Annotated in this window: 9 protein-coding genes and 1 pseudogene; 4 read left to right on the top strand and 6 right to left on the bottom strand. The window is 58.0% G+C overall.

The genetic code is table 11. From position 1 onward, the window contains the following. Positions 1 to 203: 203 nt before the first annotated feature. Complete coding sequence (locus tag KHO49_RS08890) at positions 204 to 1073, top strand: DUF6279 family lipoprotein (RefSeq protein ID WP_213664914.1); 870 nt, start codon at positions 204 to 206, stop codon at positions 1071 to 1073. A gap of 10 nt (positions 1074 to 1083) precedes the next feature. On the opposite strand, the gene KHO49_RS08885 is transcribed toward KHO49_RS08890, so the two are convergent. Further along, entirely contained in the window at positions 1084 to 1476 is a 393-nt protein-coding gene (locus KHO49_RS08885) for a transcriptional regulator (protein ID WP_102861695.1), read from the bottom strand. Positions 1477 to 1671: 195 nt separating this feature from the next. On the opposite strand from KHO49_RS08885, the gene KHO49_RS08880 reads away from it, so the two are divergent. Both KHO49_RS08880 and KHO49_RS08875 read left to right on the top strand, forming a co-directional pair. After that, complete coding sequence (locus KHO49_RS08880) at positions 1672 to 2418, top strand: DUF899 domain-containing protein (RefSeq protein ID WP_110651992.1); 747 nt, start codon at positions 1672 to 1674, stop codon at positions 2416 to 2418. A gap of 145 nt (positions 2419 to 2563) precedes the next feature. Continuing rightward, positions 2564 to 3511 (top strand): AraC family transcriptional regulator, encoded by a 948-nt coding sequence (locus KHO49_RS08875; protein ID WP_213664913.1) that lies wholly within the window; start codon positions 2564 to 2566, stop codon positions 3509 to 3511. 135 nt (positions 3512 to 3646) lie between these two features. Here the strand turns inward: KHO49_RS08875 and KHO49_RS08870 are convergent, their stop codons facing one another. Next, the gene (locus KHO49_RS08870; protein WP_102861692.1) at positions 3647 to 4228 is read right to left on the bottom strand and encodes a hypothetical protein; all 582 of its coding nucleotides are present in this window, start codon (positions 4226 to 4228) and stop codon (positions 3647 to 3649) included. Between the two features lie 288 nt (positions 4229 to 4516). On the opposite strand from KHO49_RS08870, the gene KHO49_RS08865 reads away from it, so the two are divergent. After that, positions 4517 to 4789, top strand: coding sequence for a hypothetical protein (locus tag KHO49_RS08865; RefSeq protein WP_115581839.1), 273 nt, complete (start codon positions 4517 to 4519; stop codon positions 4787 to 4789). Between the two features lie 30 nt (positions 4790 to 4819). Here the strand turns inward: KHO49_RS08865 and KHO49_RS08860 are convergent, their stop codons facing one another. The 4 genes and pseudogenes from KHO49_RS08860 to KHO49_RS08845 all read right to left on the bottom strand — a co-directional run bounded on the left by KHO49_RS08860 (position 4820) and on the right by KHO49_RS08845 (position 16459). Further along, positions 4820 to 5425 (bottom strand): hypothetical protein, encoded by a 606-nt coding sequence (locus KHO49_RS08860; RefSeq protein ID WP_210482492.1) that lies wholly within the window; start codon positions 5423 to 5425, stop codon positions 4820 to 4822. Positions 5426 to 5696: 271 nt separating this feature from the next. Beyond that, a pseudogene (locus KHO49_RS31015) lies at positions 5697 to 5966 on the bottom strand (transposase); the annotation flags it as partial. A 120-nt stretch (positions 5967 to 6086) separates the two neighbouring features. Continuing rightward, on the bottom strand, positions 6087 to 6521 hold the full coding sequence (locus KHO49_RS08850) for a hypothetical protein (RefSeq protein ID WP_213664911.1): 435 nt from the start codon (positions 6519 to 6521) through the stop codon (positions 6087 to 6089). Further along, the gene (locus KHO49_RS08845) at positions 6521 to 16459 is read right to left on the bottom strand and encodes a hemagglutinin repeat-containing protein (protein WP_213664910.1); all 9939 of its coding nucleotides are present in this window, start codon (positions 16457 to 16459) and stop codon (positions 6521 to 6523) included. The genes KHO49_RS08850 and KHO49_RS08845 overlap by 1 nt, the downstream gene beginning before the upstream one ends. Positions 16460 to 16471: the final 12 nt, after the last annotated feature.

Genomic DNA, 16471 nt, shown 5'->3' with positions numbered 1-16471 from the left:
AGCACCCCTTCTCTCCTCCCCCTAGCACTAAAAGTCGACCAACGGCCCTTATCCGCTGTTCCTGGCCGCTATCCTTTCAGCTCTCTGGATCAATAGTTTCAGCCAACTCCCAGTTCATCACTGCCGGCCTTCCGCCCTGCGACTGAACGGCTGGCAGCCTTCCGGGTTCAGATGCAGGAACCCGAACTCGCAAGGACTCGAACATGGCGCGCCAGTGGCCCCTGCTTATCTCGTTGCTGATCCTCAGCCTGCTGCTCGGCGCCTGCAGCCGAGTCGGCCTGGCCTATCGCAACCTGGATGTAATCATCCCCTGGACCCTCAACGACTACCTGGACATGAACAGCGAGCAGAAAAGCTGGTTCAACCAGCGTCTGCAGCAGCACCTGAGCTGGCATTGCAGCACCCAGTTGCCCGGCTATCTGGACTGGCTCGATCGCCTGCAACTGATGGTGCAGAGCAATCAGGTCAGTGATCAGGACCTGCAAGCACGAACCCGGGAAGCCAAGCAGGCCATCGCCGAGACTGTAAGACAGATCACCCCTTCCGCTGTAGAACTGCTCCAGGGCCTGGACGACGGGCAAGTCAAAGAGATGAACAACGCCTTCGCCAAGGACCAGCAAGAACACCGCGAGCAGTACCTCACGCCATCACTGGCGCAACAGATCCAGCAGCGCAGTCAGCGCATGAGCAAGCGCCTGAATGCCTGGCTCGGCCCCCTGACCCCCAGCCAGCAACAACGAATCGAGCAATGGTCTGCCTCCCTGGGAGAGCAGAACCAGCAGTGGATCGCCAATCGCGTCCATTGGCAGACGCAATTCAGCGCCGCGGTGGCGCAACGCCGAGACAGCGATTTCCCACAGCGCATCGAGCAGTTGCTGATCAACCGCGAGAGTTTATGGACAGACGACTACCGCCAGGCCTACGCCCACACCGAACAGGCCTCACGCAGCCTGTTGGTTGACTTGATGGCCGCCAGCAGCGTGGACCAACGCCAGCACCTGCTGAAGAAAATCGACGGTGTACGCAAGGACTTCGCCGCCCTGAAATGCCTGCACAACGCAAGCCAGGGCTAGCATCGCGAAACTAGGCGATCTGCGCCTTGGAGGCCACCTCGTCAAAGGTATCCGCAGCCAGGGCATCAGCCTGTTCATCCAGCACCTGACGCGGGTGATCGTTGCCCGGAATACTGCTGTCGATCAGACACAACAGGCTTGAGCCGCGAGGCGTCAGTACAAAGTTCTCGCCGTTGCCGCCTTCTTCCTCGGGCCTGGTTTCAATAAAACCCCGGTCCAGCAGCAACTTTTCGTACTGGGTGGCGGTGACTTTCAGTTCATCCAGATTGCCGGTGGGCTCACCCTCCGCCTCCTTGGCCGCCGCATGCTGCTCGGCGTAGGGGCGAGGCGTGAAACTGTGGCCGGCGCCGTTCTGCACTTCGTGCAGCAGTCGTTCAATCAGATCCCAGTTATATGTGGTCATTGCGGTTCAACCTCCAGACATGAGAATGAAATGCCGTTCATAGGTTGTGACCGACCGGGTTTTCAGCCGTTCAGGAAATACGCCGCGCCAGTCTGACCCCTGATCGGAAAACCGCTGGGCAGCTTGTCGATCCAGCCCTGCGCCAAACGACTAGCGTGTGTAAGACCCATGCCCCCTGCCTTGAGGAGAAACGCCATGAGCACTACCGATCACCCCGTGGTCTCCCGGGAACAATGGCTGCTCGCACGCAAGCAGCACCTGATCCATGAAAAGGCCTTTACCCGCCAGCGCGACCAGCTCAGTGCCGAGCGACGGGCGTTGCCCTGGGTCAAGATCGACAAGCCCTACCGCTTTCAAGGCCCCGACGGAGCACTGAGCCTGGCGCAACTGTTCGGCGAGCGTAGCCAGTTGCTGGTCTACCACTTCATGTTCGGCGCCGGCTGGGAAGAAGGCTGCAAGGGCTGCTCCTTTCTTGCGGACCACTTCGACGGCGCCAACCTGCACCTGGCCCATCACGACGTAACGCTGGTGGCTGTCTCCCACGCGCCCTATGCCCAATTCCAGAGCTTCCGTCGACGCATGGGCTGGCGCTTCGACTGGTATTCCAGTGCCGGTGACGACTTCAACCAGGACTTCGGTGTCAGCCTCAGCGCCCAGCAGCTAGCCGCGGGCACCGCGACCTACAACTATGAACAGGCCAGTGGCGATGAAGCCGAGTTGCCCGGCCTGAGCCTGTTCTATCGCAACGACCAGGGTGAGATTTTTCACACTTACTCCACCTATGCCCGCGGACTGGACCTGCTGGTGGGAGCCTATAACTTCCTCGATCTGACGCCCAAAGGGCGCAATGAAGAGCAGATCATGGACTGGGTCCGTCTCCATGACCGCTACGAACAGACACCCGAAGGCAAGGGAAGCCACCCTTGCTGTGGTGACGCTTAAGATCGTGTTCACCGGCAAGCCGGCTACGGGGCGTTTGTAGGAGCCGGCTGCCGGCGAATCGTACCGACAGGCGATTCGCTCTCACAAACGGCACAAATCTGCGGCAGACTGCAACGTCCGCCCCACAGCCAACTAATCTGCAAACATGAGCGCCGCCTACCACAGCCTCCACGAATACACCCTGCGCATGAGCCGGGTGCTGGAGCATATCGACCAACACCTGGACCAGCCCCTGGAGCTGGCTGATCTGGCGCGGGTGGCGCATTTCTCGCCCTACCACTTCCACCGCCTGTTCAGCGCCTGGGTCGGAGAGCCCCTCGGGGCCTACCTGCGGCGTCGGCGCCTGGCCTGTGGGGCTTATCTGATGGCCAGCCGCCCCGAAGCCTCAATCCTGGAAATCGCCATGGATGTCGGCTTCGGCTCCGGCGAAGCCTTCTCCCGGGCCTTCAAGCAACACTTCTCGGTCTCACCCAGCACCTGGCGCGACACCGAACCCAAACGCTGGCACCGCCGCCTCGACGACATCCGCGAACGCCGCCTGCGTGAATTGAGCAATCCTGATCAGACCCACATCCCGGCCTTCGACGATCCTGACGCCTTCATTCACCTGAAGGAAACAACGATGAACGTCACCCTGCAGCAACTGCCCGCCACCCGCGTAGCCTACCTACGCTACATCGGCGCCTACGGGCCCGGCATTGGCGTTTTCTGGCGCGAGACCGCCATGCCCTGGATGCTCGAACACCAGCTGTTCAACCACGTGCGCTACGGCATCGGCCACGACGACCCGGACCTCACCCCTGCCGACAAATGCCGCTACGACGCCTGCGTCGAAGTGTCCAAGGACTTCAAGGCCAGCGCCCCCGCCGTCATCACCACCCTGCCCGGCGGCCTCTACGCCGTGGCCCACTACCGCGGCCTGGGCCCAGCTATCGCCGACGCCTGGATCGAACTGTGCCGCGACTGGCTACCCAAGAGCGGCCTGCAGTTCGACCCACGCCCGGCCTTCGAGCGCTACCCGGCGGATGCGTATTACAACCTCAAGACGGGAGAGCTGGAGTGTGAGATCTGCATTCCGGTGAAGAAGCTGTAACCCAAAAAGCACGTTGATCCCCATGTAGGAGCGAGCTCGCGAAGAACGCCAACGATAACGCGCTGTTACTGACAGAGCGCGGCGCCATCGGGTTCATCGCGAGCAAGCTCGCTTCTACAATCCCGACACACCCACTCAACGAGAAGGAATGGCCGTGATATCACGAACGATGAACTTCGGCAGAGCGCGAATGTAGAAGTTCTCCACATCCGAATTACCGCTGTTGGTGATCGCCCCCAACATGGTCTTCATATTGCGCAACTGACCCATGGCCCCGGCAGGCTGCAAACCATTGCGCTCCTGAGCGAAATGCAGCACCTCGGCGCCGTCGCGCTTGACCTGAACCTTGTAGCCGAAATCGACACTGGCAAGGATCGTATTGTCATCGACAACCATCGACACCAGCCCACCCTTGGAATCACTGAGGCGGCGCTTGTACACCGCATTCACATCCAGCAGGTAGTCGGCGCTGTCCTTGGTGGCGGCGTAGCGATTGGCATTGCCCAATTGCCGGATCAACTCCATGCCCAGTTGTTGGCGCAGCTTGTCCTCGGGCAGAAAGCGCTCGCTCTCGCCGACCAGTTGCAGGTTGAAGGTGTCGATCCAGTAAGTGGCGGTAGCGGGAATCTGTACCGGTTTGGGCGAGATGTAATAGTCCGGGGTGGAGGCACAACCGGCGAGCAAAGCGAGGGTGAAGAGCAAAGACAACAGACGCATGACGGATCTTCCTTGAGAAGGTTTTCAACAACGCACCGCCACCTGAAAACCAACTGTGGCATGGCGATGAGCGGCGGCATTGTAAGCCAGGAAAATCGTGGCGGACCGGCTTGAAAAGATACTCTCGGCAAATTAGGAATTGCCTTACGGCAGAAGCAGACGATCCAGTAGGAATGGGGCTTTAAGGACAGGGTGAGCACTGGATATAGTCGAGGGGTCGTTGAAAGGACGACCGGGTTTGGCGACCTGATTTACAGAGTCCTCAGTCAAACTAAAGAGGCTCAATAAATGACGCGTTATCAAGCTATAACCGGTCACGACTGCAACATTCCATCCCTGCTGATCGATACCCAAGCTCCCATAGACGTCCTGCACGATGCAGCGGCGTATCGCATTCGCGCCGTGACTCAACTGCTGGAGAACTTCGCGATTTGTGATGACGCGCCCAAAGGTGCAGTGGTGCTGCAGGAACTGTCGCTGGTGTGCAGCATTTTGCTGCGTGATGGATGTGATTTGATGGATGTGGCAGGGCGACGGATGCAAGGTCAGCTATCGGCATAAACAGGTAGGGGCGGTACAAAGCCGCCCCCTTTAGCCTGAGTACAGAGTGGGGAAATATTCATTGATACGTTCGTTGTGCAGTAATCGATCAACTGTAAAGTCCAACTGATCCGAAACAGCGATGTCTCTGCGCAATGGTTCAGGAAAATCCTCGATCGATGCGAAAACTGTCGGGAGCAGATATCTGAAGTAGTCACCCATCACCGTGTTGCCATCGTACCCTACTGGATAATCCTCACCTTCGTAGCTGCCTTCAATAGCGTGATAGACAAAAAGGCCCTTATTGACTGGCAAATTCGTTTCACTGTAATGACCAATTTTCGCCAGCTCACTTTCAAGACCATCTACAATAGACTTCTTGCATAAGTAACTTCGGTGACGACAAGCGGAATACAGGTCCAAATCAAAGCCGCCATTTTTCGGCACTGGATAATCACAAAACTCTTTTGACTCCTCCCATATATATTCATTCATTCGATCGAGCGGTGACTCAACCGCAGCAATCCTGAGCAACGCCTTGGGCAAATCACCGAAGCAGTTATTCACCATCACAGCAATCCGCCCAAATTTATCCATTGCAAACCAAGTGAATATTGAGCCAAATCCAGGCTGCCAATTGACATCTAGAACAGACATATCTCCTTTACCTATAGAAATTTAAAAATCGATATATATCCACTAACACTTATTGCGAGAGATTGAATTTCTTCCAACTCTGCAAGGCGCCTGCAAATTCCTCAGTAGAACGTCGCCATCCGGTTTGATCGTGACAACAGAAAAGCCCTCCCAAAAAGGAAGGAAAGTATTAATATCGCGCATAAGAACGCCGGTTTGTTAGATGTGTTTGCTCGCACGAACATCATCAATCAAATCGGCGTTCTTGTTTCTGTGTTTCCCGGGATTCCGTGAAGAACCTTTTTAATACATCGTTATCCATCTTGAGCTGGCGGTTTTCCTGCTCCAACTGCAGGACACGTTGCTGCTCGGATGTCAGCGGTTTGCCCATACCTGCTTGCCCCAGCTGCTCAGCTTCGTACTGCTGTATCCAGCGTCGAACGGCCGTATCAGCGATATTAAGATCACGACAAACCTGTGGAACGCTCAGGCCCTGATCTTTGATCATCTTCACGACTTCCAACTTGAAGCTGTCATCGAATGTTCTGCGTTTGTTAGTTATGAAAAACTCCTCGACAGATGCATTTTCCACCTATCGAGGTGTCCGGGGAAATTAGACCACTACAAACACAGCACCCGTCCAGCTCAAAAAAACACCTTCCGCCAACCTCAGCAAACACTTTCACAATCTAACAGAAAGATACTCCTCACTCTCCAAAAGAGTATAAACGTCTTTCTTACAATCAAAATACACCTGGGCATCATCATATATCACTCGCCCTCCGAACGCTTTTCCTATCGCACAAGCAACAGCCACTGAAAACAACATATTATGCTTCGAACTCCTTGTAACTTGAGCAACAATAGGCAAATCCACTTCTGAGATCTCTCTCAAATCCTCAGCCACTTCCATAAAGCTAATCCAACAAAGAGCCTTCTGCTCTTGATCATGCACAAAGACAAAACTATCAATTAGCTCCCCCCCTCCGCCAAGATTCACACCAACCCTTAGCTGCCCTGCCGATATAAAAAAACCGGAAAGAAAGGTAAACAGTCCGCCTAAGAGACTCTTAAAATCAGGAACCACCCTGATCGGAACAAACAAACCAGCCGACATCATTCCCACCCTTTATATTGAGCAACTCGACCAGAAGATATATTCATCCAGCCATCCTGAGTTTTTATATAAATATTGCTCACCGTCCCTTCACCAACAACATTTGAGACTGGGGACCCCGACTTAAAGTGACTTAACATCTTTTCCATGGACACTCCTGTACTAGCTGCATCAATATACAAATCCCCCTTATACCCAGCTTTAGCCATATCCTCAGCACCACTAAGGATATTTCTTCTAACCGAGTTTATACTAGTCCCTTTGACTGTCTTAAGTTGAACAGGAACACCATCAAGCCAGCCATCAATGCCCGCAAAACTAGGTGTATCGGCCCCCTTAAATTCACCACCTCTAAAGGAAACGATATCAGATGCCTGTTTAAACTCGTGATCCTCTAAAGCCCCCCTAACTACAGTCCCTTTCTTTCCTGAAGGTAATGTCAACGTAAAATTAGCATCGTTAGCCGCTGGCTTATCAATACCTACAACCTTAGTTTCCCCAGAGACTAGATTTTTCGCGGTCTCTTTTGTAGCTGGCAGCTCCAAAGGCTTCGATGTCACCTTCGCGTAAGAAACTAGCTCACTCGTTCCATCAGGGTAGACGATCTTCATCGCATCATCACTGACCGTGACAACGCTGCCCTTTGGAACAACCGTGCCATTCGCAAGGGTTACTCTCTCAGAGAGTTTCACCGTAGTGTTGGCTTGAATGGTCGCGCTTTCAACGTACTTCGCACCATCAACGAGTACAAAATTAGGTGGCTCAATCGGTTTGGGTACAGCCACCGGCATCTGCGGCACATCCGGATCAGGCCCAACCCTCTCCAACTTGGCCAGCTTAGTCTCAATGCCACCGGTTGCCTTAACGGTGGTCGCGATGTCTTTCATTCCGCTGCTGGAGACTTCGACCCCCGCCTTGGAAAGCGTGGACGCTCCCTTAGCCGCACCTGTACCGCCAGAAGCGATTACCTGTGCATAGAGGGCCAGTGCTTGACCTAGCTGCTTGCCTAGATTCTCAGCATTCTCATCACCGCCAATGACTAGAGCATCACGCATTTGAGTAATTTGAGAACGGAAAGTATCTGCTGCTGCACCAAAGAGCTTTTGGCCATCAACAGACAAAATAAACTCATTCATGGCATCGATGCTGGCGATAGGGTCTTTCAGAACACCCGCGGCACCGTTAAGGGTATCGATTCCCGCGCTAGCCATGCTATCGCTGAAGCTCTTGAATAATGCACTGCCAGCAATGAAATCCTGATTACCAGAGACGCTTAACCACTTACCATAAACCGCAAGTTTTTCGCGAAAACTTGGGGCCGCCGCCAGCTCTTTGGTCATTTGAACCATCTGCTGAGTGGCCAGCCAGTTGTTGTCAACATTGGCAATTGCCGCATTAGTCGCCGTGGCCGCGCCGTTCGGGTTGTTCATCGCAGCGATGCCGGTCACTACCGAGGCAATGATGTTGCGTTTTGCTTCGCGCTCTTCGTTGGTTTCGTTCGGGCTGGTCTCGTTGAACAGGCCCGCCAGTACGCTGCTGGCGGAACCACCCAGGGCGCCGGCCGAACAGCTTTGGTTGCTTGCGGCAGCCCCCGCACATCCAAGGATCGCGTGCAAACCTGCATGTTCCGGGCTGCCTTCTTTCAGGCCGTTGAGCACCAGTTTGCCAATGTAGTCCGAGCCTTGTTGCTGGACATAATTGACAAACATGTTCTGCGCGAACTGCGAGGTGCTGCCGCTGACATTGCCACTGACCCCAGCGACCAAAGCTGTAGCAATTTGCCGATAAGTACCGCCTGCCCCCCAATCTTTGGCAACGGTGTCAGCCCGCTCCTTCAGAGCAAAATAGTTATTGCGGTGGAGCTGACGCTCTTCATCACTCAATTCCTGATTGTGTGCAGCGGCATACTCTTTATCAGCCTGCCTACGCGTCTCATCCACCTCCCGTGCACGGGACTCCAGGTACATGGAGGCGTTCTGGATAAACTTGCCGGTAATCTCGAAGCCGACCTGAATTTCCTTGGCATCGAAGATTGGCTTGAGCTTGTTACTGCCATCCCGGTCGCTGGACACATCAGTGTTGATGGCCGCTATAGCCTGCTCGGCTGTCTGGCCAGTCAATGCCTGTTGTTTTGCGCTATCGGTGATAGAGACCGTTGCTCCGCTGATACCACTCAGAGTCTTGCTACTTGAGCTATCGCCAGCAAACAACGCGATAGGAGCACTGACACTGACACCTTCTTTGCTCGCAATGACTGGGCCGTTCTTGTTGGCTGTCGCGCTAGCATTGCCATCCTTGTCACGCCCTACCTTGCCACCAAAGCCACCGCTCAGGTTGATACTGCTCGCATCGTATTCGGCCTTGTTCTTGATATCCGAACTGGTCAACGAGCCAGTGCTCAGGCTGTTCTTGCCGTCAGCCACAGCCTTATCTGTACTTGCAATGATTGCTCCCTTGAGGTCGGTATTGCCCCTGACCTCAACCTGGAAGCCACCATCGCCAGCCTTGATACCAGACTGTTCACTGACACTGGCATAGTCACTGTGCATCTTCTGCTGAGCAATGCCGCCACTGGCGCTGCTCATGCCATAGCAGAATGGTGGAATACAGAGACTGACCCCCACATTGGCACTCAGTTGCTCCGAGCGATAAGTACTGGTGTCCTGCAAGCTCTCGACATTGAGATTGCCACCCACATTGGCTTTGACCTGCTGACCGGAAACCACCGCACCTTTGAGAGAGGTATCACCACCGCTGTCGAGCCGCACCGTCTGCCCGGCTTTGATATAGGTGTTGGATTGCGTGACATCGTCACCGTCCGACTTACCACGCCCTTTGTTCGCGGCCAGCTCAAAGGTAATGCCGTTACTCTCGCCAAAGCCAAAACCGACACCCGCGCTCCAGCCGCTGTTGCCATTGCTGCTTTGTTGATGAGCAGTATTCTGTGCCGCCAGCAGATTGACTTGGCCATCTGCTTTGAGATTGGCATCACCACCGGCTTCGATACGACTCCCCACAACATTCAAGTTGCTCGCTGCACCGGCGCCCTTGGCAACAATATTGACGTCTCCGCCTGCAACAACGCTGCTGCCCACCACGTTACTACCACTCTGGCTACCCTCTTTGTCGCTGCGGCTGTTGCTCAAATTGATGCTGATCTTCACGCCTGCACGAGGATCTACCATCAACGCCTGACCGGCCTCTACCGCCTGGTTGGCATTCATCGCGACATTGACTGCGGCCAATGCCAACATCCGACCATCGCTGGTTTCCTGGGCGGCCTTGCCCATTTGCTGAATCCCCTGCAGCGCATTCAACAATGGAACACTGACCGTGCCGCCAATGGCCGTTCGACTGGTACTGGCCGTGTTGTTGGTTTTGAGGGTGTCGAAACCGGCCTGGATATCCACCTGCTTAGCGTTGATATCAATATCGCCTTTAGGCGCAACGAGCTGGCTGGCTATCTGGTTGTAATGCTCTCCCGCTTTCAGGGAAACATTGCCCTCTAGCGAGGCGATCTGACTGCCCGACTGGCGGATGGTGTCGCTTTGATCGGTGCCCTTCTGTTTGACTACTCCGGTCGCTCCCTGCCACCAGGAGCCCACCTCACCGACTTTTTTACTGCTGGATTTGGAGTTCGCACTGCTAGTGTTTTCAGCACTGACCACCTCCAGATTGCGCCCAGCTTCGACCTGCAAATTCCGATCTGTAACCAATGTGCTTCCACGCACGCTGGTATCGCGGCCGCTGGTGATTTGCAGACTGTCGGCACTGATATCACTACCGATGCTTTGCGAAGCACTTTGTTCGGTTTGCTGGGCTTTCTTAGTTGCTGAAACCCAACCAGTGACGGTCATGCCAACCTTGCCGGACTGCTTGGACTGACTAGACGTTTGATGCACTTCGGCCGTACCGATTTCGACGTCGTTGCCGGCATTCAGTTTTACCGCTCCGTCTGCCCGCAGAGCCGTCGCCTTGAGAGAGATATCGTTATCCGCTCGCAGATCGATGCTCTGCGCAACCAACTCAGTAGTAGTCAGCGTCGTTTGGCTGGTCGAGCTGCTACTGGACTTACTCGAAAACAGACCTTTTTTGGATGAGGCATTGGCCTGACTTGCATAGTTCTCAGCAGCCTCGAGATTGATATCGCGCCCTGCAGTCGCCAGCAATGCCCCGGCGCTAGAGACCTTGGCGCCTTCGGCATTGATATCCTGAGCAGCTGAAATAACGACTTTCTTTCCAGCCTCGATAGACGAGCTGACAGCGACATCGTTTTCGCTCTCGCTCATCTTCGAACTCTTCTTGCCCCACGCCCCTTTCTTGGCCTTGGAGTAATAGGAGTAATCGGTATTTTCAGCGGTCTCCAGATTCAGGTCATTGCCTGCGTAAAGATAAGCCTCATCCCCCGCACTCACCCGACTGGCAATCAGTTCCAGATCCTTACCGGCACTGAGTGCCACGCTGCCACCTGCAGTGACCGCAGTAGAAACCTGCTGACCATGATCCTCCTGCCCCTTGAAGCTCTTGGTCTGGCTGAACCAGTGCTGCTCATTCGCAGCAGAAGCCAATGTCAGGTTTTCTTTAGCCGACATCGACACATCACGCTTGGCCTCAATCTGGCTGGCAATCGCCGTGATATCGCGACCAGCACTGATGGACAGGTCGCGACCTGCCTCAAGCGTCGAACCATGCTGGGTGACACTTTTGTCACGGTAGTTGGCGTTCAGCTGATTGCCGACCACCTGCTCCACAGCCGTCAGGCTGACATCACGGCCAGCGGTGATGCGGGTATCTGCGGCGCTCTTTAGGACTCCCGCGCTGTTATTGAAATCGCGTCCCGCATTGATGGTGAGGTTATTCGCGGCCTCAATCCGTGCAGCACTGTCGACAAAATCCCGTTGCTGCGCGAACGAATCCTTACTGCTTTGGTGCGAGGTCAAAGTACGCTCGTTAACCACGTCCCCATCAGTTGCCGTCAAGGCCACATCGCGCCCAGCGATAACACCACCGGCCTTGTTCAGCAGATCCTTGCCCGCCGTCAGATTCAGGCCCTTGCCCGCCTCCGCCAACCCACTATTGACCAGGTTCTCCCCCGCCACCGCCGACAGGTCATTGGCCGCGCGCAGGGTGCCGACGTTGTTCAAGTCCTTGCCGGCAATCAGGCTCACGTCCTTGCCGGCGATCAGGGAGCCGTTGGGCGCCAGGCGGTTGTTGGCCTGGGCCAGGTACAGCACTGGCACCAGCACTTGTTCGCCGTTCACTTCATGGCTTTCCAGCCAGACGATGTCGTGGGTCAGGGCAGCGATTTGTTCGGAGGTCAGGGTCACGCCCACCGACAGGTCAAGCTGTTGCTTGCTCTGGAGGGCGTTGTCCATCAGGTGCTTGAAGAGCTTTTCGTTGCTGTCCTGGCCGTTGATAAAGCGCTGGCCGGTGCGGGCCACCATGGCTTGCTGGATGAGTTTCTGTTCGTAGAAACCGTCCCCCAGGCGTTTGGCGCTTTCATCGGGGTTGTAGCCGAGGTTGGACAACAGGTAGTCCGAGCTCATGAACTGCTTGAGGTTGGTCAGCGCCGGGTTGGTTTCGATCAGGTACTTGTGCGGCCGGGACAGGCTCGCGGCGTCCGGCAGGCCGGCGATCTGCGCAGGCGTCGGGGCCTGGGCCAAGGTGCTGCCCTGGCCGCTGAGGCGGAACAGGCCGTTGCCGCTGGTGGGCAGGGTGAAGCCCGGCAGTACCAGGGGGTTGACCTGTTGCTGGGCCAGTTCCGGGGGCAGTTGCGGGTTGATCCGGATCGGCGTCGAGTAGCCGTTGCCAACGCCGGTGTCGGTCAGGGTCTTGCCGGCGCCGACGTACTCGTAGAAGGAGCGGATCACGCTGTTGTCGAGGGTTTTGTCAGCCTTGAGGTTGACCTTGCCGCCAGCCTGGATGGTGGCGGCGAAGGATTGGTCGCCATCCACCACTTTGCTGCTGGAAGACCGCAATACCCCGGTCCAGGCGATAAAGGCGCTGAGGTCGGAAGCAAAGCTGGCAGACGGAGTCGGGTTGTTGCGGGCGTTGAACGCGGCGGCATGGGCAGCGGCGTTACCAGTCTCGTTGACGAAGCTCTGATACCGCCGCAGGGTGGTGATTTCCTGGGGTTGCAGGCCCTGGTTGTGGACGGTCTCGGCCTTGACGTTGATGTCGCCGGCCGCGGTGATCAGGCTGCTGGTGTTGGTCAATACCTGGGTGTCGATCTGCAAGTCGGCGCCGCTGTTGAGGCTGGCGGCGGCGCTGCTGTTGGTCACTCGCAGGCGATCGGTTTCGGCCACTTCCCAGAAGCCGTTGATGCGGCCGCCTCCGCGGTCGTCGCAACCAATCCACTCACACGGCAAGCGAGTGATGCTGGCCGCGCTCTTTTCGTGCTCGGTGTACTCCAGCACGTCCATGACGTTGTTGACGGTGCTGGCGGCGATGCTCAGCTTGCCGAGGCTTTCGATATCCCCGGAACGGTTGTCCAGCAGGTCGGCGCGGGTTTGCTGGTCGTCCTTGGCGATCAGCGCGGTGCCCAGGCTGTACACCTGGGCGTAGCGGTTGCTGAAGCTCGTGGTCAGCAGCTGCATATTGCCGCCGCTGGAGATCAGGCCGTGGTCATTGACCAGGGTGGCGGCAGTGAGGTTCAGGTCTTCGCCGCTGCCCAGGGTGCCGTGGTTGTTGATGCTGGCGGCCGTGAGGTGCAGGTTCTGCTTGGCGGTGATGCGCCCGGCGCTGTTCAGCGCGCCGTCGATCTTCAGGGTGCTGTTGGCGCCGCCGGCGATGCTGGCGCTGTCCGCCAGATCCAGTTGGGCGGCATGCAGGTCCAGTTGCCCGAGGCTGCTCAGGCGGCCCTTGCCGCTGTAGTTGCCGCTCAGGTCGAGGTTGAGCGCGGCGTCGCTGCCGATCAGGCCGTCATTGCTCCAGTGGCTGCCGCTGCCGGTCAGGCCGTTGCCCGCCAGGAGCTGGCCGTCGGCGGTCTGGGTCAGGTGGTCGACCTTGACCAGCAACTGGTCGGCCTGGATTGCACTGCTGTTGGTCCAGCGCTCGGCCTCCAGGGTCAGTTGCCCCGCGGTCTTCAGGCGGCCGCCGACGTCTTCGAGGTTGGCCATGGAGATGCCGAACACACCGCTGCCGCTGTGCAGCAGGCTGCCGCCGCGGTTGTTGAAGCCGCCGGCGTCGAAGGCCAGGTCGTGGTTGGCGGTTTCCAGGAGGCCGTCGCGGTTGTCGAAGGTGCCGCCGATATCGAAGCGGGTTTTGCTCACCAGGCCCAGGGACCGCAGTTGCCCGCGCTGGTTGTCCAGGCTGGCGGCGGCGGTGGCCAGGGTGCTGCGGCTTTCAATCAGGCCCTGGCGGTTGTCCAGCGCGCCAGCCAGCTCCAGCTCAATCTGCCGGGCGCTGATCTGGCCGGCGCTGTTGTCCAGGTCCTTGGCGCTGATATGCAGGCCCTGCTGGGCGAAGAGCGCGCCGTCGCGGTTGTCGAGGCGGCCACCGGCAGCGGTTTCCAGGGTGGCGCCGCCGTTGAGGGCGGACACCTTGCCGGCCCTGTTGTCGAGGTGGCCCGCCTTGAGCGTCAGGTCGCCCTGCTGGGCAATGATCTGCCCGCCCTGGTTGCCGGCAGCAGCGGCAACCTCAAGGCCCAGGGTGGTCTTGGCCTGCAGCAGGCCCTTGGCGTTATCCAGGCGCTCGGCATTGAGTTGCAGGTCGGCTTCGCGGCTGAGGATCTCGCCGCCATCGCTGTTCTGCACTTCGCCACTGGCGCTGATCAACACCAAGTCATTGGCCGCGACACGGCCTTTCTGACGGTTGTCCAAGTGTTCGGTGAACAGCCGCAGCCACTGCTGGCTGGAGAGTTCGCCGCCCTGGTTCTCAACCCTAGTGCTGCGCTTGAGCAGCAAAGGGCCGGCGGCAGACAGCGTGCCCTGGTTATTGATCAAGTGTCCCAGCAGATCGAGGGTGACGCCCTGCTTGCCGGTGAAGGTGCCGTGGCTGTTGTCCAGGTCACTGCCGATGAATTCCAGGTCGCCGGTGGCGTTGACTGTGCCGCCCTGGTTGCCCAGGGCCATGGCCTGCAGGGTCAGGGTGGCGGCGCTGTCGATGGAGCCGCCCTGGCTGTTGTCCAGCCGGTCGCTGAGTTTGAGGCTCTGTGCACCCGCGCTGGAGATCACGCCCTTGAAGCTGTTGTCGAGGCTCGCGGCCTTAACGTCCAGGGCCTGCTGGCTGACCAGGGCGCCGCCCTGGCTGTTGTTCAAGGCGTCGCTGAGGGTGATGTCGACACCGCCCTTGAGGCTGGAGACGGTGCCTTTGTTGCTGTTGTTCAGGCCGGTGCCCTTGAGGGTCAGGCCCTGCCAGCCCGACAGCAGCCCGCCCTGGTTGTCCAGTTCCGCAGTACCGGTAATCTCCAGGGTCTGTTGCGCCAGCACCACGCCGGTGAGGTTGTCCATGCCGGCCAGCACCAGGGTGCTGCTGCCCTGGCTCGACAGCTCGCCACCGCTGTTGCCCAAGTGGCCCAGGGTGGCGTTGAGGGACTGCTGACTCTTGATCAGGCCGCCCTGGCCGTTGCGCACCTGATCGGCATTGAGTTGCAGGCGCTCGGCGCTCAGCAGCTTGCCCTGATGGCTGTTATCCAGAGTCCCAGCGCTGACCGTTACCTGGCGCTGCCCACTCAGGGTGCCGCCCTGGTTGTTCAGGGTCTGCTTGGTCGTGACCGTCAGATCACGGCTGGCCACCACGCTCTTGCCGCTGTTGTTCAGGTTTTGCGCCGTCAGGGTGACATCGCCGTTCGGGTTGCGGCTGTTGTCGAGGTTGACCCCGGCTTCGATGATGCCGTGGTTGTTCAGTTGCCCGCCGCTGCCCAGATTGATGCTGTTGGCCGCCGCCAGGGTGCTGTGGCTGTTCAGGTCGTCTTGGGTTTGCACCTCGAGATCGGTGCCGGCGTAGACCGCGCCCTGAGCGTTGAGGCTTTGCGCCTTGATCGCCACCGCGCCCTTCTCGGCAGTGGCGTCGGCCATGCGCAACTGGCCATTGGCATCCAGTTGGATATCACCGCCACTGGCGATCAGTTTGCCGTCGAGCTTGACCCCGACCCCAGCCTCAGTACCCACCAGCTTGATGGCTCCGGCGTACATGCCGCCCAGGGCCGATGAGTCGATCGCCAGTTGCGGCGCATCCGCCGGGTTGGTGGTCCGCGCCGTGGCGTTCAAGGTCTTGGCGTCGACATCGTTGGCCCCCGCGATCACCGCCAGGTGCTTGGCCTGGATCTCGGCGTTGATTTTCGCGCTGCGGGTGATGATTTCGAACTGGTCGATATTGCTCGCGTTGAGCCCCGCGCCTTCAATGGCGACGCTGCCTTGATCCACCTGGTAACGCTGGAGCTGGCCGTTCTCGATCACCGGTTTGCCGGTGGTCAGGGTGGCTTTCGGGGTGTTGATGAAGCCGCAGCCGTTGCAGCTGACGCCGTAGGGGTTGGCAACGATGACATGGGCCGACTGTCCAGCCACTTCGGTGTAGCCCTTGAGCTGGCTGGGACTGCCGCCGTTGACCTCGTTGAGGATCACATTGGCCGCGCGGCCACCCAGGTTGGGGTTGCCGAGGATGATCCCGCCGAGTTGGGTTTCCTGGGTGCGGTTGATGGCGTTGTTGAGGATCACGCCCTGCTGGCCGACGTTGTAGTCGCTGAACTGGTTGTGGGACAGCCCGCTGCCGTTGGGCGCGGCAATGTTGACGATGGGCACGCCATTGCCGGCCTGACCCAGTGTGGTGCCGCTGCCGTTGACCACAATGCCGTCGGCCATCGCCACCACGGGCTGCCAGAACATCATGTTGGCGAGGATGAACGCCAGTCCGCGCTTGGACAGCCCCCAGAACGTATCCCGCGCTTGCAGGGTGGCGGAAGGCTGGCGGGCCAGAAAGGCAAACTGACGAGCGTCCATGTCATGTATCTC

The organism is Pseudomonas sp. RC4D1, from assembly GCF_018390395.1.
Classification (GTDB): Bacteria; Pseudomonadota; Gammaproteobacteria; order Pseudomonadales; family Pseudomonadaceae; genus Aquipseudomonas; species Aquipseudomonas danubii.
The sequence above is the reverse complement of the archived record's forward strand: the minus strand, read 5'-3'. Positions and strand labels throughout refer to the sequence as shown.